We start from the raw sequence: 26060 nt of genomic DNA, 5'->3' as shown, positions 1-26060 counted from the left end.
ATGTTTTAAAGATAATTAAATGCTCCTGACATTTTTGTCTGGAGCATTTTTTTAAACGATTCGTCCGTCCACCATTTGAATGGTGCGATGGGTTTTCGAGGCAAACTCTAAATCATGGGTCACAATTAGCAGAGATTGGTGGAATTGTGAGGATAGTTCCGAAAATATATTGAAAACAATTTGAGAATTTACCTGATCCAGATTACCGGTGGGTTCATCTGCCATGATGATTTTAGGAGAATTAATCAACGCCCTGGCTATGGCAACCCTCTGTTTTTGTCCTCCGGAAAGTTGATTGGGTTTTTTCAATGCATCTTTTTCCATATCAAGAATCTTCAATTTTTCGATGGCCTGATGCTCTATTTCTTCCCTGCTAAATTTACTTAATTTGATGGCAGGTAACATCACGTTTTCCAAAGCCGAAAATTCATTGAGCAAATAATGAAACTGAAAAACAAATCCGATTTTTTCATTTCTAATTCTGGCTAACTCATGCTGATTGCGATGACTTAATCGCTCTCCATCCAGGTAAATCTCACCCTCGTATTGCGTATCCATGGTGGACAAAATATAAAGCAAGGTGGATTTTCCACATCCGGACTTGCCCACGATGGAGACGAATTCTGCTTTATCCACATGCATGTCTACATTGTACAACACCTGCATATTGTCCGATTCTACAAATGTTTTACTCAAATTCTTGACTTCCAGTATTCTCGAATGACTCATGTTACTTACCTCTGATAATACCAACCGGATCCATTTTACTTGCCTTTCTCGATGGAAACAATCCTGCCCAATAAGTGGTCAAAAAAGAAAAAACAAAAGCGAGTATATAAAACGCCGGATCATAATTGACCGGAAATGTTTTGATGGTAGGGAGTGCTTCTGTATTGAATGGAACACGATCGATTAAACTGCTCAATAGAAATCCAAAAATCATTCCGACCATTCCTCCGATCAAACCAATGCTAACCGAAATTATAGAAAATATTCTCTTGACATCTGCTCCTGAATATCCCATTGCTTTTAATATTGCAATGGTATCCATTTTCTCATAAATCAACATGTTGAGAATATTATAAATGCCAAAACCAGCAACAATCAGCAAAGTAATGCCAACTGAATAACTGATGATTCCTCTGATTTTTGTTCCTGTTTCAAACTGTGCATTTGCTTTCACAATATCCTCTGTGTCCACCTCAAACATTGAAGCAAAGTCCAATGCAAGATCAGGTGCCTTATTCCGGTCGTGCAGATTGATAAAGATCTCCGTAAAATGATCCGATGGAACATCCATCAATGTCTGAATCGACTTAAAGTGAGTATAACTTAGTACTTTATCAATATCCTTTATCCCTGATTGAAAAAATCCAACAATCTTCATGTTTTTAACACGACCATCCGGCATTTTGACTTCTATATGATCTCCAACATCCACCAACAACAGATCAGCGATGCCTTTACCCACAATTATGCTGTTTGGTACACTGACCAGATCCAACAGATGGCCCTTGGTAATATAATCCGACAAATGAAAATACTCTTCTTCCTTTCTGACATCCACACCTTGCAACGATCCTCCAAAATTGGTCTTACCTATGGAATAAAACACCTGAGAAGACAATCTTGGCGCAACAGCCAATACATCTTTGTTTTTTTCGAGATGCCGAAGAATGACTCCAGAATTTCTGATGTTTGAAAAAGTAGATTTTGGTCTGACAGAATGAATAAAATGAGTTTCTCCGGGTTTTAATTTTTCAATGGGTTGGTTTACTGTGGCCTTCATCTCATTGAACATCCGGATATGGGGTGTTCGATTTAAAATCAAATTATCCAACATCATGTTGAGTCCAGTCATAAAACTCAACAATGTCACAAACATGGTAATACCAAACATAACACCCATGGCTGCCACCATGCTTTGCCGCCATTTGGCTTTCATCAAAGCAAAGGCTATTCCTGAAATGGCTCCCCCGCGAATCATTTGGGTAAATAGATTTTATCACCAATATTCAATCCTTCTGTAATTTCAACTTTTTCCAAATCCTCTAATCCAAGTTTCACCTGCTTTATCTCATTTTCACCAATAAAAACTTCATTCTCCACAGAAAGATATTTTCTAGGGATGGTTATCACCTGGGTTTTTGCCTGTACCAGAATATTGGCTTCAAAGCTTTGATTGGGATACAACAAAGTTGGCAATCGGTCAAACATTGCTTCGACCTCAAAAGTCTTGTCTCTTTCATTCAGGTATGGAGAAATTTTTGACACCTTGGCTTCATAAATTTCATTTGGAAAACTCTCCAACTCAATGTACGCTTTTTGCCCGAGTTTAATTTTGGAGGCATCTCGTTCATCTACATTCATCAGGGCAATAAATTCCGAAGCTGATCCTATAACCGCCAAAGGAACATTTGGCCCCACCAATTCTCCTATTTCTCTGAAAATTCTATATACCTTCCCATCCTTTTCAGCTTTAATACTAAAATCTGCCAAACTCGCCTGGCTGATGTTAAAATTGGTCTTCGCTTGCTGTTCTTGATAATCCAGAGATTTTTGTAAGTCCCTCATTCTCTCAATACCAGCTCTCCACGCTGCCCGAGAACTCTTGTATGCCAATTCTCTTAAATCCAATTCCTGCTTTGATCCAATGTTCTGAAGCCATAATGCTTTCTGCCGATCCAGGGCAATTGAATCATTGTTCTTCTTAAGTGCGGCTTGTTCAATGCTATTTTTTAATTCCTCTATTTTTTCAATATTGTTATCCAATGCAGATCTCTTGGAAGCCAACAGCGCCGATTCTTTTTGCAGCACAAGTTGCTCGTTTGAAATGGTAAAAAGCAAATCGCCTTTTTTAACCATTTGGCCTTCTTCTACAAGGACTCCGGAGAGTATTCCTCCCAGTTTGGGCATGACCTGATACTGATCTCTGGACTTTATCTTACCTGATGAATAAACAGATTCTGAGATATCTGCAGCTTCCACAACAATGAATTCTCTTTTTCCCTGACAAGCAAATAACTGGACCAAAACAAACAGTATATACAAATAAATTTTCATAAATGAAAGTATCGTAAATCAAAAAATAAAATGAAGCAATCCAAAAAGAAAGAATTAATTTTTTCCATACAACTCGATCCATGTATTTTTTACCAATTGATCTTTTGGCCGCCAATGAAGGATTATCTTTTGGATCATTTTGAAATTTGATTTTAAATCAATTGTCTTCCTGTTTTTGCCGGGTAATAATAATTCCTGAATCGGATACTCTACATAGCTGGAGTCAAGAAATAACACGGTGCATTTATCTATAAATACGGAATGGGCTTTACCATCGATCCTTAGTTCGGTAAACACTCCTTTGTCTTGTCTTATTGAAATTTCACAAACAGAGCTGCTATAATCAAGCTTTGATGATCCAATCAAATACCAATGATTATGAAACTCAGGCAATGCACCCAATGGTTTATCTATAGAGAAACTGAATAGGAAAACTGTAAAAATCAATCGGTTCATTGACCCCGGAATTACCATGGTATAACCATACAAAAGAGAACCAAAATAAGACAATTAATACCAACAATGGTTTAACAAAACAAAGTCATCATTAAATTCTGCCCCTGAAAAATTGAAATCCCCTTCTTCGTGATTGACTTTTGTCTGAATGGCATCTTCCTTGGTAATTTGTCATTGACCGAGCAGAATAGTCTCCGTATTCACCTGATCCGTCACATGTATTATACCCCGGTATAAATTCTGGTCAATTAAAATCTCGCGGTCATTGGATTCAAACAACAATTGTCCGATGGAATTGTAAAATTTCAATCGAATTTCACCTGGATTGAAAATTTGGTTAGCCTGTACCTGCCAAGAGTTACCATAACAAAGTGGTACGGATTGTACATTTGAACTCAGTTGAAATCCGTTTGCATCACGATATTCAATTTTTACATAGCTATACTTCCCTGACTCAAAATCCACCGCAAAGTTGGTTACACCATCTGAAGCATTGATTCTATCCCATGAAAACCAGCTTTTTCGATCAAAACTTTTCTTAATCTCAAAATATCCACCCTCAACTTCCCCGGTACATTCCCACTCCAAAATGCGACGAGTTCCAAGGCAATAAGCAGACAGCCTAATGCCTTCCAACACCAATGGAGCTTGAAAATTGGCGACACAATCCACATCCTCTAAAAAATCCTCGATTCCTTCCAGTGAGGATATGTGCCAGGGAAAACTGGCATTGCTTGAATTCATGACATTGACGGATTGGTCATAATGAAGAGCACCGGCTGAATGACCTACCCATTCGTGACTGGAAAGGGCTTCATTGGAAATTAAAGAATTCACAAAACCAACCAAAGTTACTCCCGGCCAACAAAGTGTACCTAAATACGATATTCCGGCATTGGTGTAATGACCAGTGTACAATACGTAAACATCATCATTACCCGGAAAATTGATCGATATCAACCAATAAAGATAATTTTCGATGGTTTCTGCAAGATTTTGACCGTATGAAAAAGGTGTTGCTCCATCAAAAAATGTGATCGTCAGATCCTTTTCCAAATCCCAGTTGGGAGCTGCAACATTAAACTTTGTCACCACATTACTCACCAAACCGTTCATGTAATTTATTACATCCTGATTTTGATGGTATCCACCCACTCTTCTGCGCTCATAAGAAGTATCAATGTGCAAGTGTACTTGAAGGCGTTCATCTAAATTTCTGCTTTTAATCCTATTGAGCAGATCAGATTTTCTCTTGGAAAGTGACTCCAATAGTTCTTGTTGATAAATGGAATTGTAACACTGGGTTTTTTCACCTGCCGGAAGGTATCTCTCAAAATCCTGTCCGATTGCGCCAAACGCAAAAACCATCCAAAATATCAGAATAAATTGCCCTGTATTTAGTCTAAAACTTCTCATCACTGCTTGCAAATATAATCCACCTTTCTGGTTTTTACCCGGAATTGTCATTGGGATTCTGTATGAAATTCAAGATTCCAATAAAATAGGGAACTCTGCCTGAAAGTTTATCAGGTAGAGAATGCTTCCAATGATTCGGAATGTCAAAACACAAACCAAATATTATCCCAAATTAGGTAGTAGAGATTCTAATCCAATCAAAAATGGCTCTGAAATGAATACTTTTCAATCTGCTTGATTCGTCCTCCCGGCACCAATAAAGTTTCTCATTAAACTCTTCCATTTTATTGCCATTTTCGCTAACAGAATGAACTCCAATTCATAATTTGGGATTGTGGAATAAACCATACCATTTTCCCTAGGGTATATTCCATTGTTTGGAAGGCGAATTTCACGAAGAAGACCTTATTAGAAGGTATTCTGGCTTGTTATATATTTTGAATGCCAATGGTTGGATCAAGACTGAACCAGCTTCTACTTAGTACTTTGATCATTGCATCAGATGGTTCAATAGACTTCATCAAACCTTTCCTTTGAGCATCGGAACAAATTTAAAATGTCCAAACTCCTGTTTTTTAAAACTGCCATCGGAATTCTTATAAAATCGACACATTATTTGAACATCAGCACCAACCGACATAGGGACTACCATAATACCATCTGTTTTGAGCTGATCCCATAAAGTGGAAGGAATTTCCGGACAGGCAGCAGTGATTAGAATCTTGTCAAATGGAGCAAATCTTGGTAATCCGGCAAATCCATCTCCATAAAATGTCCTTATTGCACCATACCCTAATCGCTTTAAACGATCCACTGTTTTATCGTGCAATATTTTAAACCTTTCAATGGAATAAACCCTGGCTCCCATTTCGTGCAAAACACAGGCTTGATAACCTGATCCAAGTCCAATTTCCATGATTTTATCGTTTGGCTTTACCTCCAATAGACTGGTTTGAAATGCAACCGTATAGGGTTGAGAAATGGTCTGCTCGCAGTCTATTGGAAAAGCAGTATCCTTATAAGCCCACTCTTCAAATGCATTGTCGAGAAATAAATGCCTGGGTATCTTCAAGATTGCATCGAGTACTTTCTGATCTTTGATGCCCTTTCCGGAGAGCTCTGCCACCAACTTTTTCCTTAATCCCTTGTGTCTATATAAATCCAAAACGTCAAAAATTAGGCACTAAAATATACATTATTTTCTTAACATTTTAAGTCATTGCAAAATGACCCGGATACCGGTATCTTTGGGCGCTCATTGTTGAGATTATGAAAGTTAGTTATCAGATTAAATTTGGAACAGATGGATGGCGGGCTATCATCGGTGATGGTTACACCCTTGAAAATGTACGAAGGGTAGCCGCGGGAACTGCATTCTGGATGCGAAGTCAAAATCTAAACAGCGTTGTTGTTGGCCACGATTGCAGATTTGGTGGGAAAATGTTTATGGAGGAGGTCGTTAAAGTATTTATTCAGGAAGGTCTGAATGTGTTTGCAGCAAAAGATTTTGTAAGCACGCCAATGGTTTCTCTGGCTGTCTTAAATTTAAAAGCTGATTTAGGGATTGTCATTACAGCAAGCCACAATCCTCCGGAATACAATGGCTACAAATTGAAGTCTTCCTATGGAGGGCCAACACCTCCTGAAGACATAGAATCTCTGGAATCAATGATTCCATTTGAATATAATCTTACTGAAAACCGTTTGGACCAGCAACTATCTGGTTTTGAATGGGTCAATCTTGAGGAAATGTATTTGGAAAAAGTGAGATCCTCTTTTGATATTGAAAAAATAAGCAAATACAACCAAATTGCTTACGATGCCATGTATGGTGCTGGTCAGAATGTGATGAAAAAATTATTTCCCAAAATGACATCGTTCCATTGTGAATGGAATCCTGGATTCAACCATACCGCTCCGGAACCTATTGCAAAAAATTTGGTAGAGATTGTTTCTTACCTATCTAATCATAAGGGCCAATACATTGGGATTGCCCATGATGGGGACGCAGACAGAATAGCCATGATCGATTCTGACGGACAAATCATCGATTCTCATCATCTCTTGTTGTTGTTGATCAGATACCTGCATGAAGTAAAAAAGTATTCCGGTGATGTCGTCATTAGTTTTTCGGTGACCAATAAGGTCAAAAAACTTGCCGAACATTATGGTTTGAAAACTACCATCACAAAAGTAGGGTTTAAATACATTGCTTCCAATATGATGGCTGGGGATGTCTTGGTGGCTGGAGAGGAATCTGGTGGTCTCGCAGTAAAGGGCCATATTCCAGAAAGAGATGGTGTTTGGATTGCAATGACCATTATGGAATATATCGCTCATACCGGCAAAGACATCAGACAACTTATCCAGGAAATTTATGGTTTGGTGGGAAGCTTTGTTTATGATCGTAAGGATCTCAAATTATGGCCAGAGCAAATGGAATCGGTAAAAAAGCAATTGGAATCAGGAATTGTTCAAAACTGGGGCTCCTTTAAAACCACCAATTATGAAAATCTCGATGGCCATAAATATTATTTTGAACATGACAATTGGCTAATGTTTAGAATGTCTGGTACCGAGCCCGTTTTAAGAATCTATTCTCAGGGTCGCGACAAGGAAGAATGCCAGGCAATTTTGGAAGAGGCGCAAAGGAAACTGGGACTCACTGGTTAATTGGTTTCATCGAGCTATTTGAAGAATATACAATATATTACATATTTTTATAATATGTATTAACTAGATATTGATAGTTTTAACATTTTGTTCTAAAACAACTTGGCTATCTTTGTCGTTCCATTAACCGCTGTGGCCGAATTTTAAGATCATTTTATTCGGCTGATTATTATTAATTAGTGCTATATTAGACCCTCTGAATGACCATGACATATAAATCGCTATTCATATTATGCATAGTGGTGGCAAGATTCTCACTTTCCGCCGCCACCCTCATTGACCCCATAGGAGCGATCGAATTAAGAGATAAAATACTCGCAAATTATTCAGAAGAAGACATTATCGACAGACTCAAGTCGATGCAATCCATAGTAGATGTCAGTACAGATCAGGATGTTTTGGATCAGGTAAAACGATTTGTTTTGATTGACAGAACATTTAGCAAGCGAATTTTATATCGTAAAGACTTGTATTTTCCTTTGATCGATCAGACTTTTGGGTCCAACCAACTGCCTCTTGAACTCAAATACATCGCTGCCATTGAGTCCGGTTTAAATCCCTCTGCAAAGTCCGGAGTTGGTGCTGCTGGATTATGGCAATTTATGGTACCAACCGCCAAAAATCGTGGTTTGAGGGTGGATGATAAAGTTGATCAGCGTTTTGATCCGGTTCAATCGACCCGGGCGGCAGCTTCCTATTTTAATTCACTCTACCAGATGTTTGGTGATTGGACATTGGTTTTGGCTGCTTACAATTGTGGGGAATACAAAGTCATCGATGCCATCCAAAAAAGTGGGTCAAAAAATTATTGGGAGGTCAGAAAATATCTACCACGCCAAACTCAACTGTTTGTTCCTGCTTTCATCGGACTAAGCTATATGCTTCATTTCGCTGAAACCCACAATCTATATGCTGATAATAGTGCGAGTCCATCGGAACTGTTGACCTTTATCAAAATAAACCGGGAGCTGAACATTGACAAAATGACCAAATCTACCGGAATTCAAAAAGAATTATTTAAATCATTGAATCCCGGATACAGAAAAAACATCATTCCAAAATCTGAATCAGGGCATTATATTGCCCTACCTGATAGTTTGGCCGTAGAATTTGTCGAATATTATAGTTCCATGCCAAATCCAGATAAGAACAACATTGATCAAGTCAATGTCCTATGGTTACCGGGAGGAATTATAGATCTGATTTCATTTGCAAGACCTCTGGTAGAAAAGCCGGAAACCATTGAAATTACCCAACCAAACCCCCTGGCCTACGAAACACCAGTATCTATTGAAGAAAAGCCTGAATTGGCTGCCAGATCTTCTAAAAACTACACCTACCACATTGTCAAAACCAAAGAAAGCCTTTCAGATATTGCTGCATTATACGATTCTGTCTCTATAGATGATCTTATGGAGTGGAATGAACTCAATACAGATATGGCCACATTGGCCAGGGGAACCGTCCTCATTGTAAAGAAATAAATGTCCTTCTTTTTTAATTTAGTTTGCAAACAGCTTCGGCTTTAAGGCAAATTTTCTTTTAATTGCTGGAGGCAAAGAAAAACTGCATTCTTTATTTTATCAAATTCAAGTTCTGAATCCGCGAGATAGATCCAAATCATGGCAATCTTGTGTACACCAGCTGGGGGCAAGATTTCTCTGTGGGTGGTTCTAAAAGCTTCAAAGATCAAACGACGGATGCGGTTTCTTTGAACGGCTAATTTTACTTTTTTTTTGGGAACTGAGAATGCTACCTGCAATTCTTTCACTTCGGAATCAAGTTCTAATCGTTGAAATTTTAACAGCAATGGATAGGAATAAGCTGAAGAAGAACTCTGAAACAGCTGTGCAATTAGTTTTTGTGACTTAAGTCTGTAATGCGGAGGAAAAGAATGATTTGTCGACACCTCTTAAAGAGGATGGGGTAATATTACTTCAACTTGCTCTCGTCAGAAACGGTCAACTTTAAGCGGCCACGGCTGCGGCGACGTGCCAATACCCTTCTGCCATTCTTAGATTTCATGCGACTCCTAAAGCCATGCTTGTTGGCTCTCTTTCTTCTGGATGGTTGGAACGTGCGTTTCATGACTCTTTAATTTTGAACCCCTTTATCAAAAGGACTGCAAAGATAATATCTTTTTGGATTTTGAATCAGTTTTTTATTGAATTTTTTGATTTTTTCAAACCATAAATTTTTCTTAATCGCTTGATATTAAGCCAACTACAATTTTTAGCTATTCATTGACACCAAAAATTCTTCATTTTTCTGAGTTCCAACCATGTGCTTTTTGATAAACTCGATGGCTTCTTCCGGCTTCATATCTGCCAGATGGTTTCTTAAGACAAACATCCTCTGAACAGTAGCTTCATCCTGTAACAAGTCTTCCCTTCTGGTACTGGATTTTGTAAGATCAATGGATGGATACAATCTCTTGTTGGCCAAACTTCTGTCCAACTGCAATTCCATATTACCTGTTCCCTTAAATTCTTCAAAGATCACTCCATCCATTTTAGAGCCTGTATCGATCAGAGCGGTCGCCAATATGGTCAATGAACCGCCGTTTTCAATTTTTCGAGCCGCACCAAAAAACTTTTTGGGTTTTTGCAAAGCATTGGCTTCGACTCCACCTGAAAGCACTTTGCCTGAAGAAGGTGCTACGGTGTTATATGCCCTGGCCAGTCTTGTGATCGAGTCCAGTAAAATAACGACATCATGTCCGCATTCCACCATTCTTTTGGCTTTTTCCAGGACAATGTTGGCCACTCTGACATGGTTGTCCGCGGGTTCGTCAAAAGTAGAAGAAATGACTTCTGCTTTTACACTCCGCTTCATATCAGTAACCTCTTCCGGCCTTTCATCCACAAGCAGCACGATCAGATAGCATTCCGGATGATTGGCAGCAATGGCGTTTGCGATATCTTTGAGCAAGAAAGTTTTACCTGTTTTGGGTTGTGCTACGATAAGGCCTCTCTGACCTTTGCCAATCGGAGTAAACAAGTCTATCATTCGATTGCCATAATCCTTTCCCATGGGAGATGTGGTCAATTTGAATTTTTCATTTGGGAAAAGGGGTGTCAAATAATCAAATGGAACCCTGTCTCTGATTAATTTTGGCTCCAGCCCGTTGATTTTTGATACCCTGAGAAGCGCGTAATATCTTTCTCCTTCTTTGGGTGGTCTGACCGCACCAACGATGGTATCTCCAGTTTTTACGCCGAAAAGTTTGATTTGAGATGGAGAAACATAAACATCATCAGGTGAGGATAAATAATTATAATCTGAGCTTCTCAAAAATCCATATCCTTCCTGCATCAATTCGAGTACTCCCTGTCCTTCCACTACTCCTTCCAATTCCACCACAAATACAGGTGGTTGTGGTGCTACTTCTGGTTCGACAACCACACCCGATGACTGTTCTTCATTCGATGGATTATTCTCAAGTTGGTTGTTCTCTACGGGCAAATTTGCTTTTTGAGGTTTTAGACGCTCATTAAAATTTCTCGTATTCTTTTGAGCAGGACGCTGGTCCCTGTTTTGGCGATTTTGGGGTGGAATGACCACTAATTTTTCATCAAGATTACTCTTCTTTTCAATCGGCTCAAGTGCTTCTTCAGCAATTTTTTCAGGTGCTTCAACTTCAGCGGTCTCTTCATTTTCAACGGGAGGTTTTGTTTTTGACACCTGTTCAAGAGGTTTTGCCACCCGGCGTCTTCGATTGCGAATGTTGCGCTCATCTTCAATAATATCATAGGAAGCGGTGGATTCTTTCTCGCTGTGTCCTCCATCCCCATTTTCAGAAATATCGGATGACTTTTTGGCACCCACCAAAGCTTGTTGATCCAAAATTTTATAGACCAGATCTTGTTTTGCCAGTTTTTTGGCGTTCGCGATCCCCAGTTTATCCGCGATGTCTTTTAGCTCAGTTACGAGCATATCATTCAATTGCAATATATCATACATAGCCACGATCTGACAATTTAATTATTTGTAAATGAGTTAAATAGGAATGAAAAATGGTTTGATTTTGGCAAACTCTGTCTAAAATTCAAATCGTGAGAGACTGGTGAACGAATTCAAAAAAATAAAATCTCTGGAAATGATTAGAACGGGTTGGATGCCTTTAACTGCACAAAGTTAAAACTTTTTTTGTTCACAAATATTATTTTCGGGTTAAATGAATTATTTCGTCTAAAATTGTCCTAAATTAAGAAATATGTTGGAATTGAGGTTGCTGAGAAATGAAAAGGATCGCATTGTGAGTGGTTTAAGTAAAAGAAATGGATCCGATTCATTGCTTCAAAGTATAGACGAGGTCATTTTAACAGATGATCAGCGCAAAGCAGCTCAATCAAAAACGGATGCAATCCTTTCACAAATCAATTCCATCTCAAAAGAGATTGGAGATTTGATGAAATCGGGTCGAAAATCCGATGCAGAAAAATTAAAACTTCAAGTTGCGGATTTAAAAAATGAAAACAAAATCAATGAAGAAGAATTGAGAATAGCTCAAGAAAAACTAGAGGCATTACTGATACAAATACCAAATGTTCCCCATGAATCTGTTCCTGTTGGAAAAAGCGCTGAAGACAATGAAATATACAAAGCCTGGGAAGGACCTCTTCCCTCATTGGGACCAGATGCGTTACCTCATTGGGAGCTCGCCAAAAAATACAAAGTATTTGACATGGAATTGGGTGTCAAAATCAGTGGTTCAGGATTTATTCTTTATCGACAAAATGGTGCTCGTTTGCAAAGAGCCCTGATCAATTTTTTCTTGGATGAGGCAAGTTCTTCGGGCTATGAAGAAATCCAAGCTCCTTTATTGGTCAATGAAGATTCCGCAAGGGGAACAGGCCAGTTGCCTGACAAGGAAGCGCAGATGTATTTCATTGAGAAAGATGATTTGTATTTAATACCTACTGCAGAAGTACCAGTGACCAATATTTACCGCGACGTCATTTTAAAAGAACATGAATTGCCGATCCTTCTCACAGGATACACGCCTTGCTTCAGGAGGGAAGCAGGATCTTATGGAGCTCATGTCAAAGGCCTCAATCGCGTTCATCAATTTGATAAAATTGAAATTGTCAGAATTGAGCATCCGGACAATTCCTACAATGCATTGGAAGCAATGTTAAAACATGTAGAGGGTCTTTTACAAAAACTTGAGTTGCCTTATAGAATCCTCAGACTGTGTGGAGGAGATATGGGATTTGCATCTGCCTTAACTTATGATTTTGAAGTTTGGTCAGCCGCACAACAGAGATGGCTGGAGGTAAGTTCGGTTTCCAATTTTGAAACCTTCCAAACCAACCGAATGAAGCTGCGCTTTAAATCCGAATCTGGTGAGATTCGCCTTGCCCATTCTCTAAATGGCAGTGCATTGGCTTTGGCCAGAATCGTAGCATCATTGTTAGAAAACCATCAAACGGAGAATGGCATTCGAATTCCAAAAGCCCTGGTTCCATATTTTGGAAAAGAAATGCTCCATTGATTCCTATAAAATGATAACAAAAATTTTTGAATTAAGCCAGAATCTTTTTTCCATAAATTTGTTTAAGCAATACAATAAATTATTGAATCAATAAATCAGAAGAATATGAATGCGTTTATGAATGCGGATTATATGATTTTTAATGTTTTGGCCCTGGTGATGTCGGGAATCGGGTATCTAGTCCAAAATGTATTAAAATCAAAGTTTACCCATTACTCAGCCATTGGATTAAGGTCGGGTCAGTCAGGAAAAGATGTGGCAGAAAAAATGCTGAGGCATTATGGAATTCACGATGTAAGGGTCTTGGAATCTCAGGGTTATCTAAGTGACCATTACAATCCACTTGATAAAACTGTAAACTTAAGTCCAGATGTCTATCATGGAAGATCCATTGCATCCGCTGCAGTTGCTGCCCACGAATGTGGTCACGCTGTCCAGCATGATACTGCATATTCAATGCTCCAGCTCAGGTCAAAATTAGTTCCCGTTGTTAAAGTTGCAAGTATGGCGCAACAATTCCTTTTATTGTTTGCTTTTATGTTGGCCAATACCTTTCCAACCCTTCTATTGATAACCATTGTGGCTTTTATGATCACCACAATTTTTAGTTTGATCACTTTACCTGTTGAATTTGATGCAAGCAAAAGAGCGTTGGTATGGCTTAATGATACAGGCTCAACCCATGGAGCAGAATACGATGGCGCAAAAGATGCTCTTAAATGGGCCGCCATGACTTATGTGGCCGCTGCTCTTTCCTCTTTGGTGATGCTGATATTCCTGATCCTAAGATACATGGGAAGCTCACGTGATTAAATATTTTTGTTTCAGAAAATAAGCAGATTCCTTTAATTTGCATCATAATTCAACCAACCAATATGTCCGCAGAACTTGACCAACAAATCAAACAGGCCAAACAGGATTTTGAAAAATCATTGGATCACCTTCAGAAGGAATTGCAGCGGGTCAGGACTGGAAAAGCATCTACCAATTTGTTGGATGGAATTCTGGTCAACTACTATGGTTCTCCAACTCCTGTCAATCAGGTAGCCAATGTGGGCCTGGCCGACGCAAGAACCATTACCATTACACCCTGGGAAAAGAAAATCATTGGTGAGATAGAGCACTCCATTTTTGCTGCCAACCTTGGCATAACACCTCAAAATGATGGTGAGATGATACGAATCAGCATCCCGCCATTGACAGAAGAGCGCAGAAAAGAATTTGTCAAGCAGGCCCGCCATTACGGAGAAGAAGCAAAAATAAGCATCCGTTCTACCAGACACAAGATACTTGATTATATTAAAAAAGAACAAAAGAACGGGCTCTCTGAAGACCTTGCCAAAGCCCGCGAACACGATATCCAAAATCTGGTGACGGAATACAGCCAAAAAGTAGATAAGATCATCGAAGGAAAGGAGAAGGAAATAATGACCGTATAGGCGCATTATGCTTTTACAAGTCCGTGGTTTGATGGATTTTTTTAGAAGATCATCAATGGATTTTGTCCCATTTGAACAGAAGGCGATCGTCAGTTAAGAATTTAATAGGGGATTGGGTTAAAATGATTCTAGCGTTTTAATTAATTGAAACCATCTTAAAATCCAAAAGTCGCAAACTATTGGTAAAAATTGTTTTTTAAATTTAAGGTGAAAAATTATTAATTCAAACAAAATTACAAACACTTCCTGAAAAAATTCAATTCAGATTTTGCACTTCAGATTTCATCGACCCTCGAAGACCACGGGTAAGGTATATTGTACCCTGACAGGGTGTTGGCCTTTCTGCAATCCCGGTGTCCACTTTTGATTCATGTTGTTCATCATTTCCACCACCCTTCTGGCTTCTGCTCCGCAGCCATCTCCAATGTCCTGGAGAATTTTTACATCAGATACAAATCCATTTTTTTCCACAATGAACTGTATTAGCACCGTTCCTTCGGTATTGTTTTTAATGGCTTGAGAAGGATATTTCAAGTTGTATTTGAGAAAATCTCTGAGTTTTTTATCTGAGCATTTTTTTCTCTCTGAGTAATTCCATTCCTGATTTTCACAACCTGGAAAAAGAGGCATGTTGCTTACATAACCGAATATTTCATCACCAGTTCCCTCCTTGCCCTTCGCTTGACCTTCTTTATCATTCTCATTCACTTCTTCCTGGTTGTTGCTCACATTTTGTTCGGTCTCCACCGGGGTGTCTTTAACCACCTTCAATTGAGATGATTTTGATTTTGTCGGAGATTTTACTTCCTTTACTGGTGTAGCAATGTCTGGACTTGTTTTTTTTAATACTCCCGTCTTGCCTTGTGGTGCTATCAACTCAGGGATTTGATATTCTTTCATCACCAGATCTTCTACATTCATTGGTTCAGCCACTATCAACTTGTCGAAAATGATCTTGAAAAAGACCAACACTAAGGAAAGCAGGATGGACAGGATCATTGCCTTCAGCATGTGTTTGGGATAAAGTCTCCTCAACACATAAGCACCATAAGATTTGTTTCTGTTTTCAAATACCAGCTGATCCAATTTCTCGTTGGGATGATTTTTGAGCAGAAAATTTCTCAATGACATACGCTGGTATAGAACGAAAAAAGCAATACTATTGATTTAATGAATCAAGCTGAAATTTACTTTTGAACAAAAGAAAAAAAAGAAATGCCAAGATTATTCCCAAGAAATTGGCCAAAAGGTCCAATGTATCCCATTTCCTTCCTTGTCCAATCCAATCCTGGAAGCATTCCAAAACAATACCCAATAAAGATAGACCAGCACATATTGTTAAATTCCTCCTGCTTCTTGTTTCTTTTTGAAAAGGAGCAATCAAAAAGAAAAAAGTGGCAGCCCCATAAAAACCAAGGTGGCCCAACTTGTCAAGGTGAAGCAAATCCTTGAAATGAATTGGAGTCAAAGCAGAGTTGGGCAATATGGACAACACAACAATCGCAATTACTGTAATCCAACCCAGAAAATTGGCTCTGAGCTTTAGAAAATAAACCAATCCGGTAGAAACCGGAGACATTTACTTGCCTACCAAATTAGAATAGGCCGCAGAGTCCATCAGTTCATCCAATTCAGATGGATTGGTCAATTCAATTTTTATGATCCATCCTTTTCCGAATGGATCGGTATTGATAAGAGTCGGATCGTTGCCAGATTTTTCATCTAAATCCGGATTAAATTCAAGGATGGTTCCTGATACAGGCATGTAAAGATCAGAGGTGGTTTTAACAGCTTCCACGGTGCCAAAAATTTCATCCTTACTCACCGTTTCTCCCACTGTATCTACTTCTACATAAACGATATCTCCCAATTCAGACTGTGCAAAATCGGATATTCCTATGTAGGCTTGATTTCCTTCCACACGAATCCACTCGTGTTCTTTGGTGTATTTGACGTTTTCGGCAAAATGCATTTTAGTATGGTTTTATTAGTTTGAAGAATTTTTAATAAACAATTTGATCTCTTCTGTCGTAAGAGATTTGGGTCTTTCCAATGGTAAATTTAGGGCGCGGTCCCAACAAAGGTGGGCCAAAACTCCCAAAGCCCTCGAGACGCCAAACAATACGGTGTAAAAATTGTGTTGTTTAAATCCAAAATGCTCCAGAAGAGCACCAGAATGAGCATCCACGTTTGGCCATGGATTCTTCACCTTGCCAAGACTGCCAAGTATATCGGGTACAACTTCAAAAACGTTCCAAACAATTTTGACCATTGGATCTTCTGCACAATGTTTTTTGGCAAATTCCATCTGAGCCATAAATCTTGGATCCGCCACCCTTAATACGGCATGTCCATAGCCTGGGACCACAATGCCCTGAGCAAGGGTTTTTCTCACATAGTCTGCGATTTGATCTTTGCTCGGGTCATTGGTACCCAGATCCCGAATCATGTCATAAATCCAATCCATTACTTCCTGATTTGCCAATCCATGCAGGGGTCCGGCCAATGCATTCATACCTGCTGACAGGGATAAATAGGCATCGCTCAGGGTAGATCCTACCAAATGTACCGTATGGGCAGAAGCGTTACCTCCCTCATGATCCGCGTGAATTGTCAGATAGAGTCTCATTAAATCCTTGAATGCATCCGAGTCATAGCCCATCATATAAGCAAAATTGGCACTCCAGTCCAAATCTCTATTGGGTCTGATGATATCCTTGTTGCAAAATGCCTTCCGATAAATATAAGCTGCCACGATGGGAACCCGGGAGATCAAATTCATAGCATCCTCGTACGTAACATCCCAGTATTGGGATTTATTCATCCCCTCATTGTATTTTTTAACAAAGAGACTTTCGCATTGCATGGCCATAATGGCAATGCTAAATTGGGTCATAGGATGAATGCTGTCGTCCATACTGTCAATGGTTCCAATGACATGGTCAGGGACCACGCTTCTTCTCATCCACTCCCTGCTGAGCCATCTGACTTCATCATCGGTGGGAAATTCTCCTGTCATCATAAGCCAGAATAGGCCTTCAGGAAGGGGTTCGGTTGCCCCGTCAATGCAGGGTAACTTCTCTCTTAATTCCGGAATACTATAACCTCTAAAACGGATACCTTCCATCGCATCCAAGGAAGATGTTTCCCAGATCATCGATTTAATACCTCTCATTCCTCCATAGACCTGTTCGATCTGTACTTTATCGATGACTTTGTTGCCATGTTCCCTTACAATGGTCTTAATTTCTTCAGAGGCAGCCGAAAATTTGATTTTAAACAATTCTTTTAATCTGTCCATTGGGCTTCTATTTCTCGTATGATGACTCTAATTTAAAAAACGCGGCAAAGCTATCCTTTTTATGCTAATCTCGTTCAAATTAATGCCAGTAAATAAAAATTTTCACTTAGTAAAAGACAACTTAAAGATCACATGGTTTAGATCCAAAACCAACAGGTTAATATTTATTTAAACGCTATTGGGAAATAATAATTGAGCTACCTTTGAGCCACCATTTTCGTTGATCAAAACTCGATTCGTATGAAATTAAAAGGTGTGGTTTCACCTAAATCTCCGGTTGAAACATCTGGCATTTCGCCCCAAAAGACGGTCTATGCCAATCTAAAGCCTTCAGATTTAGTGCAGTTGAGTTTGGAAAGAAAGCTTGGAAACCTGAGTGACACTGGCGCATTAATGATATTAACCGGTGAGTTTACCGGAAGATCCCCTCAGGATAAATTCACGGTGGAAGACAGCCTTACTGCAGACGCGGTGGATTGGAATCAATTTAACCAAAAATTTTCAAAAGACAAATTTGAACAATTAAGGCTTAAAATGATCCAGCACTTCAACGAGAGGGATATTTTTGTTCAGGACAATTTTGCATGCGCCCATCCGGATTTTAAGATAGGGGTCAGACTGATCGCTGAGTTGCCATGGAGTGCACAATTTGCCTCCAATATGTTTATTTGTCCAACTGAGGAGGAATTGCAGAATTTTGTTCCAAATTGGACCATTTACAATGCTCCTGAATTTAAGGCCAATCCTTCTGTTGATGGTACAAGGCAGCACAATTTCAGCATTATTGATTTTACCAGAAAGATGATATTAATTGGTGGCTCTGGGTATACCGGTGAAATCAAAAAGTCTATATTTACCATTCTGAATTTTGAATTGCCGTGGTTCAAAAATATATTACCCATGCATTGCTCTGCCAACATTGGCCCAGAAGGAGACACTACTGTATTTTTTGGGTTGAGCGGAACCGGCAAAACCACTTTGTCTGCAGATCCAAACAGAAAGTTGATTGGCGATGATGAGCATGGTTGGGCAAGCGACGGAGTTTTTAATTTTGAAGGCGGCTGTTATGCCAAATGCATCGATCTGACCGAAGAAAAAGAGCCGGATATTTTTCACGCCATCAGAACCGGTGCCATCCTGGAAAATGTAGGCTGTTTTCCAAATACCAACAAACCAGATTATTCCAACTGTGCAATCACAGAAAATACAAGGGTATCTTACCCCATTGACCATATCAGAAATGCCATAAATCCATCAAGAGGAGGCCATCCCAAGAATATTGTTTTCCTGACCTGCGATGCTTATGGCATTCTTCCACCCATCTCCAAACTGACCACTGCACAAGCGATGTACCACTTTATTTCTGGGTATACGGCCAAAGTAGCAGGCACAGAAGCGGGTGTTACAGAACCCAAAGCTACTTTTTCTGCTTGTTTTGGAGCACCGTTCATCCCACTGCATCCCACCCATTATGCCAAAATGTTGGGTGAAAAAATTGATCAATACAAACCACAAATTTGGCTGGTCAATACAGGATGGACGGGAGGACCTTATGGCGTGGGATCAAGGATAAAATTATCCTATACACGGGCCATGATAACCGCTGCTTTATCTGGTGAGTTGAACCAAGTCAAATTTAAAACCCACGATATTTTTGGCTTACATTTTCCAGAAACTTGTCCTGGAGTTTCCAATGAGGTACTGGATCCATCTACCACCTGGGCCAATGCAACAGAGTACAACGACAAAGCAAGAGCCCTGGCAGAACTTTTCAATAAAAATTTTGAAAAATACAAATCAAAGGCAAGTCCTGATATTATCTCAGCTGGCCCAAAGGCTTAAATCAAAGACCAAGTCTTCGGCGTAAATCAGGCTTAGGTTTGGCTCCCAGTTGTATTGCCATCTCCAAATCTTTTCTAGCTGTTTCTATTCTTCCCAATTCAAGGGCAGATTCTGCCTTTGTTAACCAAAATCCTGCATTGCGGGGTTCATAAAGAACCGCTGCTTCAAAGTCAGCGTGTGCTTTTTCATTTTCCTTCTTCATCTGATAAATCAGACCTCTTCCGTATAAGATCTGTGCATCCTTTGGAACCAGTGATAAATACTTGGTAAAATCTCCCAATGCCCTATCCGTTTCTCCAAACATACTTAAAACAAATCCGCGATTTTTGTAAAGCTCAAAATAATCAGGATTGATCTGTTCTGCTCTTTTAAAATAATCCATTGCAAGGTCCTTATTCTTCCTCCTGCCGTTAATTAAGCCAAGATTAATTAATGCACGATAGTGCAGTGGGTCCCTTTGGATGGTTTTCTGAAAATAGACCAATGAAGAATCATCATCCTTTAATTCCTTGAAATAAAATGATCCAAGATTATAATTCGCCACCGCTGATTCAGGATACTTCGCGACCACATCCGTCCACAGAGTTTTGTTATTTTGCCATACCATAACACGGTTCTTGCTCATCCAACTAAAAACCAGAATCGGCATGATCAACATTCCTAAGGTGAAATTGGCAGAAACAGAATTGCTATACCTCTGCTTAAAATAAGTATCCACATAATATGCAATGATGTAAAACAAACCAATATATGGAACATAAGTATACCTTTCTGAAACAACCGCCATACCCACCGTTAAAAATTGCAATACAAGCACTATAGAAGCAAAAAAGAACAGAAATCCAAATACCAGGGTTTTGTTGCTTCTTCTCAGATACCAAAGTGCAAAAAACAATACCAATATCATGAAAGGTGCTAGTTTGTAATAAAGTGGAAAATCACCGCCACTACTTACCGGGAATGGATGCAAGGCAGACAGATTGATAGGAATTATCAATTTGACAAGGTAGAAGATACTGGCAAACGACGAAATCATCACCCGTTCAAAAAATTCGTACTGCCCGATACTTCCCACTGCTTTATCCTGAGCCATTATGGTCACAACACCCATCCATAAAGCTGCCATAAAAAATGGGATTTTTTCCAATGCCGTTTTCCACTGAAACTGATTTATTTTATAATAATCAAAAACCATAAGTACCAATGGAAAGCAAACTGCTGCAGGCTTGCACAACATTGAAATGACAAAAAACAAAAAGCAAAACATCAAGTAAAGCAAACGACTTTGCTTTTGATAAGTCTTAAGATAACAAATTAGTCCAAGAATAAAAAAGAAAGTATATAAAACATCTTTGAGTTCTGACGCCCATGCCACCGATTCAACATGCATGGGATGGACAGCAAAAAGTGCAGATACCACTGCGGCAACAACAAATCTGCCCTGGTTTAAAATCCAGATCATCCAAAAAACCAACAAAGAATTCAATACATGAAAAAGTAAAACCACTTGATGGTATAATTCAGGATTCAACTTCGCTTTCTGATAAATTAGAGCATAGGAACTCATGGTAACAGGATGGTAATTCCCCACATAATAATTCTGTCCAAAAAAATGGGGAATGCTTATAGAAAGATCTTGGGCTAGCATTTTGTTGGTCTGGATATACTCGAAATCATCCCAGACAAATCCCAATTTTCCCACCGATTGAAAAGTCCAAAAGCTCAAAAAAATGATAAACAGCAAACCAAAAGTATTTGACCAATTCCAGTCATTTTGATCAACTGGTAAATTATTCGCTGACTTCAAAAATTCTTTTTTCATTTATCAAATTTTCATTGGAAAATGAATTATATATAAAAACAAGTGGATAAATTTAAAAATAAATTCAATATATTAAAAAGACTTTCTTCCAATTTATCATCTCCAAACACTGGTTCAACTCGATTCATCTACTTGTCAGGATAATTCTTGATATAGTTTAAAATATTTGGAAATAGACTCCTTCCAACTAAATCGCTGCGACCATTGGATGCTTTCCCTACTTTTTGTGTCGGGATCCGATTGAAATAATTGAATATGCTGTTGCACAATCTTTGCCATGTGTTCTGGTTCAAAATGATCGAAATAAGCTGCAATGGTTCCGCCGGTTTCTGGCAAAGCGGTCGATGAACTCAAAACCACTGGTTTACCACAGCACATGGCCTCAATCACCGGAATTCCAAATCCTTCTGCCTTTGATGGAAAAAGTAATGCATCCATATTGCAAAGGTACCAATACTTATCTGCATCACTGATGGTACCTGTCAAAATTACCTGTCTTTCCAATCGGAGCTTTCCAATCAGTTCCTTTAGTTTTCGGCCATAGGAAGTTTCACAATTACCTGCCAGTATCAACAAGTGATTTTTAAAAAAATGCATCATTGGTAACAATACTTCAAAGTTCTTCTTTTCTTCAAAAACCCCTATGGAAAAGAAAAACTTGCTTCCTTCGACATTTAACTTGGGTGTATGACCCGGAAATTCAATCAGATCAACGCCATTCGGAATGATTTCCGTTCTTTTATTCCCAACATCAAGATGCGATGTCAATTGGTCCTGTGTAAATTTTGAAATGCAAGTAATACAATCAGCTCTGTTTACATTTTTAATCAACCGACCTAAATACTTTTTTTGTTTGATGGGGTTTTTCTCAATTAAAAAATTCAAATCGTGAATGGTAAGCAACCATTTGGAATTCTTATCCGGAATAAATGAAGGAAATTGATGCAAGCTGTGCCATAATCCAAATCCTCTGTTTAGAAAGCTTAAATATCTTCTCTGGATTGCTGGTGAAATTGTCTTATATTGTTGTAAATGGGTTGCCATTTCGGTACCCTTTAAAAATGTAAAATGATCCGGATTGAATTGCGGGTGAGATACCAGTGCTTTGGCAAACTGAATACTGAATTGGCCCAAGCCTGTGTTGATATCTTTCAATTTATACAAATCCACTAAAATATTCATATCCCGGGCGCAGCTCAATTCTTTCTCAGCATTCTGGTACGCATTTTACTAAAAAACTCCGGAGTTACTCCAATGTATGATGCGATTTGCTTTTGTGCGAGCGAGCCAACCAATTGAGGATATTTTTCACAAAATTTTTGATACCTTTCCTCTGAATTCATTTGAAGATTATCCAATATCCTTTGCTGAAAATGAACCAAACTTTTTTCGAGAATGATCCTGAAAAAACGTTCAAATTTAGGGACCTCCAAATAAAGTTTCTCCTGATCTGCTCTATTTAAAATCAAAACCTCTGAGGGAGATGTTGCCTCTACATTTAAGATGGCGGGATTGCCCGAAATTAAAGCATACAAATCCGATACCCAATAATCTGCCGGAGCAAAACTCAACACATGATCAAAACCATTCTGATCCGTTTGAAAAGCCCTCAAACAACCTTTGGTGACAAAAAACGAATCCTTACAATACATTCCGGCAGCCTGAATGATTTCTTTGTTTTTCACTTTTCGAAAAGAGAGCTTGTCTGTAAAAATCTGGATTTCTTCCTTTGTCAAAAAAATGTGGCGGTTAATATTTGCCAGAATCATTTGTACAGCCTGTTTGTTCAAAGAAGTTTTCATGGTGTTAAATTAAATGGATGCCAAAATTTTAGCAGCGAGATCAGAATTTCCGTGATTGAAATGATGCATCGCCAGGTGATGCAATTCATCCAATCTTTTCGGTGAATTCATGGCTTCTTTCCAATCTAATCTCTCATTCAACTCTGCAACAGATTCTCTCTGATCAGGCCAATGCTTTAATCCACAAAGAAAGCCTATTAAATTAGCGGTTAATATTTTACTTTGGCTAACATGGTCCGGGAGATTTTTATATCCCACAACGGGAAGTTGTTGACTTTGTGGTAAAGTGAGTATCGCTTCTCCACTAGCTCTTACATAAAATGCCCTCCCCATTCTTCCCATGAGATCGATTTTATGAGGATCGATTTTTTGGTGTTGGTCCAAGACTGATTCACTGATATGAATACAGACCACATGGCAAACGATCAAATGACCGGCACCTCCCTGATCCCCCAATGTTATAATCTGATCAACCTTGCACTCCATATTGACAGGACTTTCCAAGACCAATGGTGACTTTATGAAAGAAGCCTTTTCCGGAGTCAAACCAGCTTCTTCAAACTCGTTGACTTCTTTGGGAAAATCAACGCTGCAAACCATCATTTGCCGGACAATTTCGTAGTTGACGACATTGACTACGCATTCCTTGGTCTCCATAATATTGTGGAGGGTGTCTTTGGTGGTATTTCCCTCTACCCTTCGGTTGGAAGAAAAGACCAAAATAGGAGGATTGCTGCTGAATGCATTAAAAAAGCTGTACGGAGCCAAATTGGGTTTTCCTTCTTTGTCAATTGTACTTACAAACGCTATAGGTCTTGGGGCTACACTCCCTAAAAGATATTGATGGAGTTCTCCAGTTGGAATGGTGCCGGGCACAATGGTTTTCTTCATGATTTTTGTAACTATCCCCTTTGAGCGCCAAAAATACCACTTTGTTATCTTCTGGCTGTCATGATTAAAATGAAACCACACAAAACAAAATGAAATGAACGAAAACAAGCTTTATTACAGAGGAAATAGGATCCATATTAAATGCTTTTATTGGACCGTAAAATATTTATAGTTAAACTGATAAATATACTACCTTTCGGACCTGCAATTTATTTAAAGAGCGATTATGATAGAAATACTACAAGTTCAGGCACTCCGCGGACCTAATATTTTTAGTCTGGACCATAGACTCATTGTTATGAGGGTCAAATTCGATGAAAAAACAGCAGCATCGATTTTTGAATTAAAGAATATAATGACCCAGAAATTCGGAATCGATCTCAGTCTTTCATCATACCCCCATTTGATGATCGCCCGCATTGCATTGGAATTACAAAAAAAAGTAGCTTATCAACTCAGTTATTTCAATGGCTTAGAAACAAATCAAAAAGATGTCTGGAGAATATTGTTTGAATACCACAGCGAACAAGCCGGAAGATTGGCTGCTCATGCAACTGTAAAAATGTTGAATGATTTATTACTCCATGGCAATACGAATCCAGACGATGCCCTGACTGAATTGCAAAATATTAAGAATAATGAACCTGAGCCGTCTTTATCGATCCAAGAGTCATTAAATCCAAATCGAAAACCGATCATTGCTGTAACCGGGACAAATGGAAAAACAACCACCAGCAGACTGATTGCCCATATCTGTCAAGAGGCCGGCTATTGCACTGGTTTTACCACCAGCGATGGAATCTATATCAACGGACAAATCATCGAAACCGGAGACACCACAGGACCTGCCAGTGCTGCAGAAGTACTTCGACATCCAGATGTGGAATTGGCGGTTCTTGAAACAGCCAGAGGTGGAATCCTGCGAGCGGGATTGGGCTTTGCAGAATGCCAGATAGCGGTGGTTACCAACGTGCAATCAGACCATCTTGGTTTGGGCGACATACATACGATTGAAGAAATGGCGAAGGTTAAAGGTCTTATCGTTGAGGTATTGCAAGCCGGAGGAGCTGCCATTCTAAATCTTGAAAATGAACACACCAAAAAAATGTCTTCCCAATCCGATTTGAGGTACGGATGGTTTAGTATCTTACCCCAACCGAAAATGCCCTCAAACTGCAATTGGTTGGCTTTTGTTGAAAACAAATCCATTGTTGTAAAAACTAGAGATTCAATTGTTTTTCAATTGGGACTCGATCAGGTACCGATTTCTTACCATGGCACGGTGCCCTTTATGATTGAAAATGCCATGGCAGCAATCCTTGCATGTCTGGCATTTGGAATTTCCACCGAAAAAATAAAAAACGCAGTCTCCAGTTTTTATCCTTCTGCTGAACAAACTCCGGGTAGGTTGAATATTTTTGATTTTCATCGATTCAGGGTGATGATCGACTTTGCACATAATCCTGATGGATTTGCCGGTGTCAAAGAGTTTTTAAATCACATCGATGCTCCTCAAAAAATTGGGATCATTACAGGTACCGGCGATAGACCAGATGAATCGATTGTCAAACTTGGAATACTGAGTGCAGAAATGTTTGATCACATTATAGTTCATCAGGCTAAATTTCACAGAGGCAGGTTGAGAGATGACATTGTACACTTGTTGATCAAAGGTATTTTGCAGTCAAAGCCAAATGCTTCCTATGAATTTATTGAAGATGAAATCGAGCCGCTGGCTTACGCCATTTCAAAAGCTCAAGATGGGGCATTTATTACTGCATTGAGCGATGTGTTGGACAATCCCATCCAATTGATCAAATCCTATCAGGAAAATTCAACGCTCAATCCTGTTTGAATT

General features: G+C 39.1%; 23 protein-coding genes. 7 read left to right on the top strand and 16 right to left on the bottom strand.

Annotated features, from left to right (window positions below):
* Positions 1 to 51: 51 nt before the first annotated feature.
* From IPM48_06515 to IPM48_06490, 6 genes are all read right to left on the bottom strand, one after another.
* Entirely contained in the window at positions 52 to 729 is a 678-nt protein-coding gene (locus IPM48_06515) for an ABC transporter ATP-binding protein (protein ID MBK9271232.1), read from the bottom strand.
* Position 730: 1 nt separating this feature from the next.
* Positions 731 to 1987 (bottom strand): ABC transporter permease, encoded by a 1257-nt coding sequence (locus tag IPM48_06510; GenBank protein MBK9271231.1) that lies wholly within the window; start codon positions 1985 to 1987, stop codon positions 731 to 733.
* Positions 1984 to 3063 (bottom strand): efflux RND transporter periplasmic adaptor subunit, encoded by a 1080-nt coding sequence (locus IPM48_06505; GenBank protein ID MBK9271230.1) that lies wholly within the window; start codon positions 3061 to 3063, stop codon positions 1984 to 1986. The genes IPM48_06510 and IPM48_06505 overlap by 4 nt, the downstream gene beginning before the upstream one ends.
* Positions 3064 to 3117: 54 nt before the next feature.
* The gene (locus IPM48_06500) at positions 3118 to 3519 is read right to left on the bottom strand and encodes a hypothetical protein (GenBank protein MBK9271229.1); all 402 of its coding nucleotides are present in this window, start codon (positions 3517 to 3519) and stop codon (positions 3118 to 3120) included.
* 171 nt (positions 3520 to 3690) lie between these two features.
* The gene (locus IPM48_06495) at positions 3691 to 4986 is read right to left on the bottom strand and encodes a hypothetical protein (GenBank protein ID MBK9271228.1); all 1296 of its coding nucleotides are present in this window, start codon (positions 4984 to 4986) and stop codon (positions 3691 to 3693) included.
* A 469-nt stretch (positions 4987 to 5455) separates the two neighbouring features.
* Entirely contained in the window at positions 5456 to 6112 is a 657-nt protein-coding gene (locus IPM48_06490) for a protein-L-isoaspartate(D-aspartate) O-methyltransferase (GenBank protein MBK9271227.1), read from the bottom strand.
* Between the two features lie 92 nt (positions 6113 to 6204).
* Here IPM48_06490 and IPM48_06485 point away from each other — a divergent pair, with 92 nt between their 5' ends.
* On the top strand, positions 6205 to 7608 hold the full coding sequence (locus IPM48_06485) for a phosphoglucomutase/phosphomannomutase family protein (GenBank protein ID MBK9271226.1): 1404 nt from the start codon (positions 6205 to 6207) through the stop codon (positions 7606 to 7608).
* Between the two features lie 206 nt (positions 7609 to 7814).
* Positions 7815 to 9092, top strand: a complete 1278-nt coding sequence (locus IPM48_06480; protein ID MBK9271225.1) for a transglycosylase SLT domain-containing protein — start codon at positions 7815 to 7817, stop codon at positions 9090 to 9092.
* Positions 9093 to 9133: 41 nt separating this feature from the next.
* Here the strand turns inward: IPM48_06480 and rnpA are convergent, their stop codons facing one another.
* The 3 genes from rnpA to rho form a co-directional block, all read right to left on the bottom strand.
* Positions 9134 to 9517 (bottom strand): ribonuclease P protein component, encoded by a 384-nt coding sequence (rnpA, locus tag IPM48_06475; protein ID MBK9271224.1) that lies wholly within the window; start codon positions 9515 to 9517, stop codon positions 9134 to 9136.
* A 23-nt stretch (positions 9518 to 9540) separates the two neighbouring features.
* Positions 9541 to 9696 carry a 50S ribosomal protein L34 gene (rpmH, locus tag IPM48_06470; GenBank protein MBK9271223.1) on the bottom strand — a complete coding sequence of 52 codons (156 nt, stop codon included), beginning with the start codon at positions 9694 to 9696 and terminating at the stop codon, positions 9541 to 9543.
* Between the two features lie 144 nt (positions 9697 to 9840).
* Positions 9841 to 11571 carry a transcription termination factor Rho gene (rho, locus tag IPM48_06465; protein MBK9271222.1) on the bottom strand — a complete coding sequence of 577 codons (1731 nt, stop codon included), beginning with the start codon at positions 11569 to 11571 and terminating at the stop codon, positions 9841 to 9843.
* 253 nt (positions 11572 to 11824) lie between these two features.
* Here rho and serS point away from each other — a divergent pair, with 253 nt between their 5' ends.
* From serS to frr, 3 genes are all read left to right on the top strand, one after another.
* Complete coding sequence (gene serS / locus IPM48_06460; protein ID MBK9271221.1) at positions 11825 to 13105, top strand: serine--tRNA ligase; 1281 nt, start codon at positions 11825 to 11827, stop codon at positions 13103 to 13105.
* A gap of 132 nt (positions 13106 to 13237) precedes the next feature.
* Entirely contained in the window at positions 13238 to 13918 is a 681-nt protein-coding gene (locus IPM48_06455; GenBank protein ID MBK9271220.1) for a zinc metallopeptidase, read from the top strand.
* Positions 13919 to 13980: 62 nt separating this feature from the next.
* On the top strand, positions 13981 to 14544 hold the full coding sequence (frr, locus tag IPM48_06450; GenBank protein ID MBK9271219.1) for a ribosome recycling factor: 564 nt from the start codon (positions 13981 to 13983) through the stop codon (positions 14542 to 14544).
* Positions 14545 to 14826: 282 nt separating this feature from the next.
* On the opposite strand, the gene IPM48_06445 is transcribed toward frr, so the two are convergent.
* From IPM48_06445 to IPM48_06435, 3 genes are all read right to left on the bottom strand, one after another.
* Positions 14827 to 15675, bottom strand: coding sequence for a TonB family protein (locus IPM48_06445; GenBank protein MBK9271218.1), 849 nt, complete (start codon positions 15673 to 15675; stop codon positions 14827 to 14829).
* A 448-nt stretch (positions 15676 to 16123) separates the two neighbouring features.
* Positions 16124 to 16516, bottom strand: coding sequence for a glycine cleavage system protein GcvH (gene gcvH / locus IPM48_06440; protein ID MBK9271217.1), 393 nt, complete (start codon positions 16514 to 16516; stop codon positions 16124 to 16126).
* A gap of 15 nt (positions 16517 to 16531) precedes the next feature.
* On the bottom strand, positions 16532 to 17845 hold the full coding sequence (locus IPM48_06435; GenBank protein MBK9271216.1) for a citrate (Si)-synthase: 1314 nt from the start codon (positions 17843 to 17845) through the stop codon (positions 16532 to 16534).
* Between the two features lie 240 nt (positions 17846 to 18085).
* Here IPM48_06435 and pckA point away from each other — a divergent pair, with 240 nt between their 5' ends.
* Positions 18086 to 19687 (top strand): phosphoenolpyruvate carboxykinase (ATP), encoded by a 1602-nt coding sequence (gene pckA / locus IPM48_06430; protein ID MBK9271215.1) that lies wholly within the window; start codon positions 18086 to 18088, stop codon positions 19685 to 19687.
* 1 nt (position 19688) lies between these two features.
* On the opposite strand, the gene IPM48_06425 is transcribed toward pckA, so the two are convergent.
* The 4 genes from IPM48_06425 to IPM48_06410 form a co-directional block, all read right to left on the bottom strand.
* Entirely contained in the window at positions 19689 to 21509 is a 1821-nt protein-coding gene (locus IPM48_06425) for a tetratricopeptide repeat protein (protein MBK9271214.1), read from the bottom strand.
* A 135-nt stretch (positions 21510 to 21644) separates the two neighbouring features.
* Positions 21645 to 22691, bottom strand: a complete 1047-nt coding sequence (locus tag IPM48_06420; protein ID MBK9271213.1) for a glycosyltransferase family 4 protein — start codon at positions 22689 to 22691, stop codon at positions 21645 to 21647.
* Between the two features lie 14 nt (positions 22692 to 22705).
* The gene (locus tag IPM48_06415) at positions 22706 to 23311 is read right to left on the bottom strand and encodes a Crp/Fnr family transcriptional regulator (GenBank protein MBK9271212.1); all 606 of its coding nucleotides are present in this window, start codon (positions 23309 to 23311) and stop codon (positions 22706 to 22708) included.
* 9 nt (positions 23312 to 23320) lie between these two features.
* On the bottom strand, positions 23321 to 24202 hold the full coding sequence (locus tag IPM48_06410; protein MBK9271211.1) for a flavin reductase family protein: 882 nt from the start codon (positions 24200 to 24202) through the stop codon (positions 23321 to 23323).
* 226 nt (positions 24203 to 24428) lie between these two features.
* Here IPM48_06410 and IPM48_06405 point away from each other — a divergent pair, with 226 nt between their 5' ends.
* The gene (locus IPM48_06405) at positions 24429 to 26057 is read left to right on the top strand and encodes a hypothetical protein (protein MBK9271210.1); all 1629 of its coding nucleotides are present in this window, start codon (positions 24429 to 24431) and stop codon (positions 26055 to 26057) included.
* Positions 26058 to 26060 lie beyond the last annotated feature (3 nt).

This window comes from Saprospiraceae bacterium (genome assembly GCA_016715965.1).
Lineage (GTDB): Bacteria > Bacteroidota > Bacteroidia > Chitinophagales > Saprospiraceae > Vicinibacter.
The sequence above is the reverse complement of the archived record's forward strand: the minus strand, read 5'-3'. Positions and strand labels throughout refer to the sequence as shown.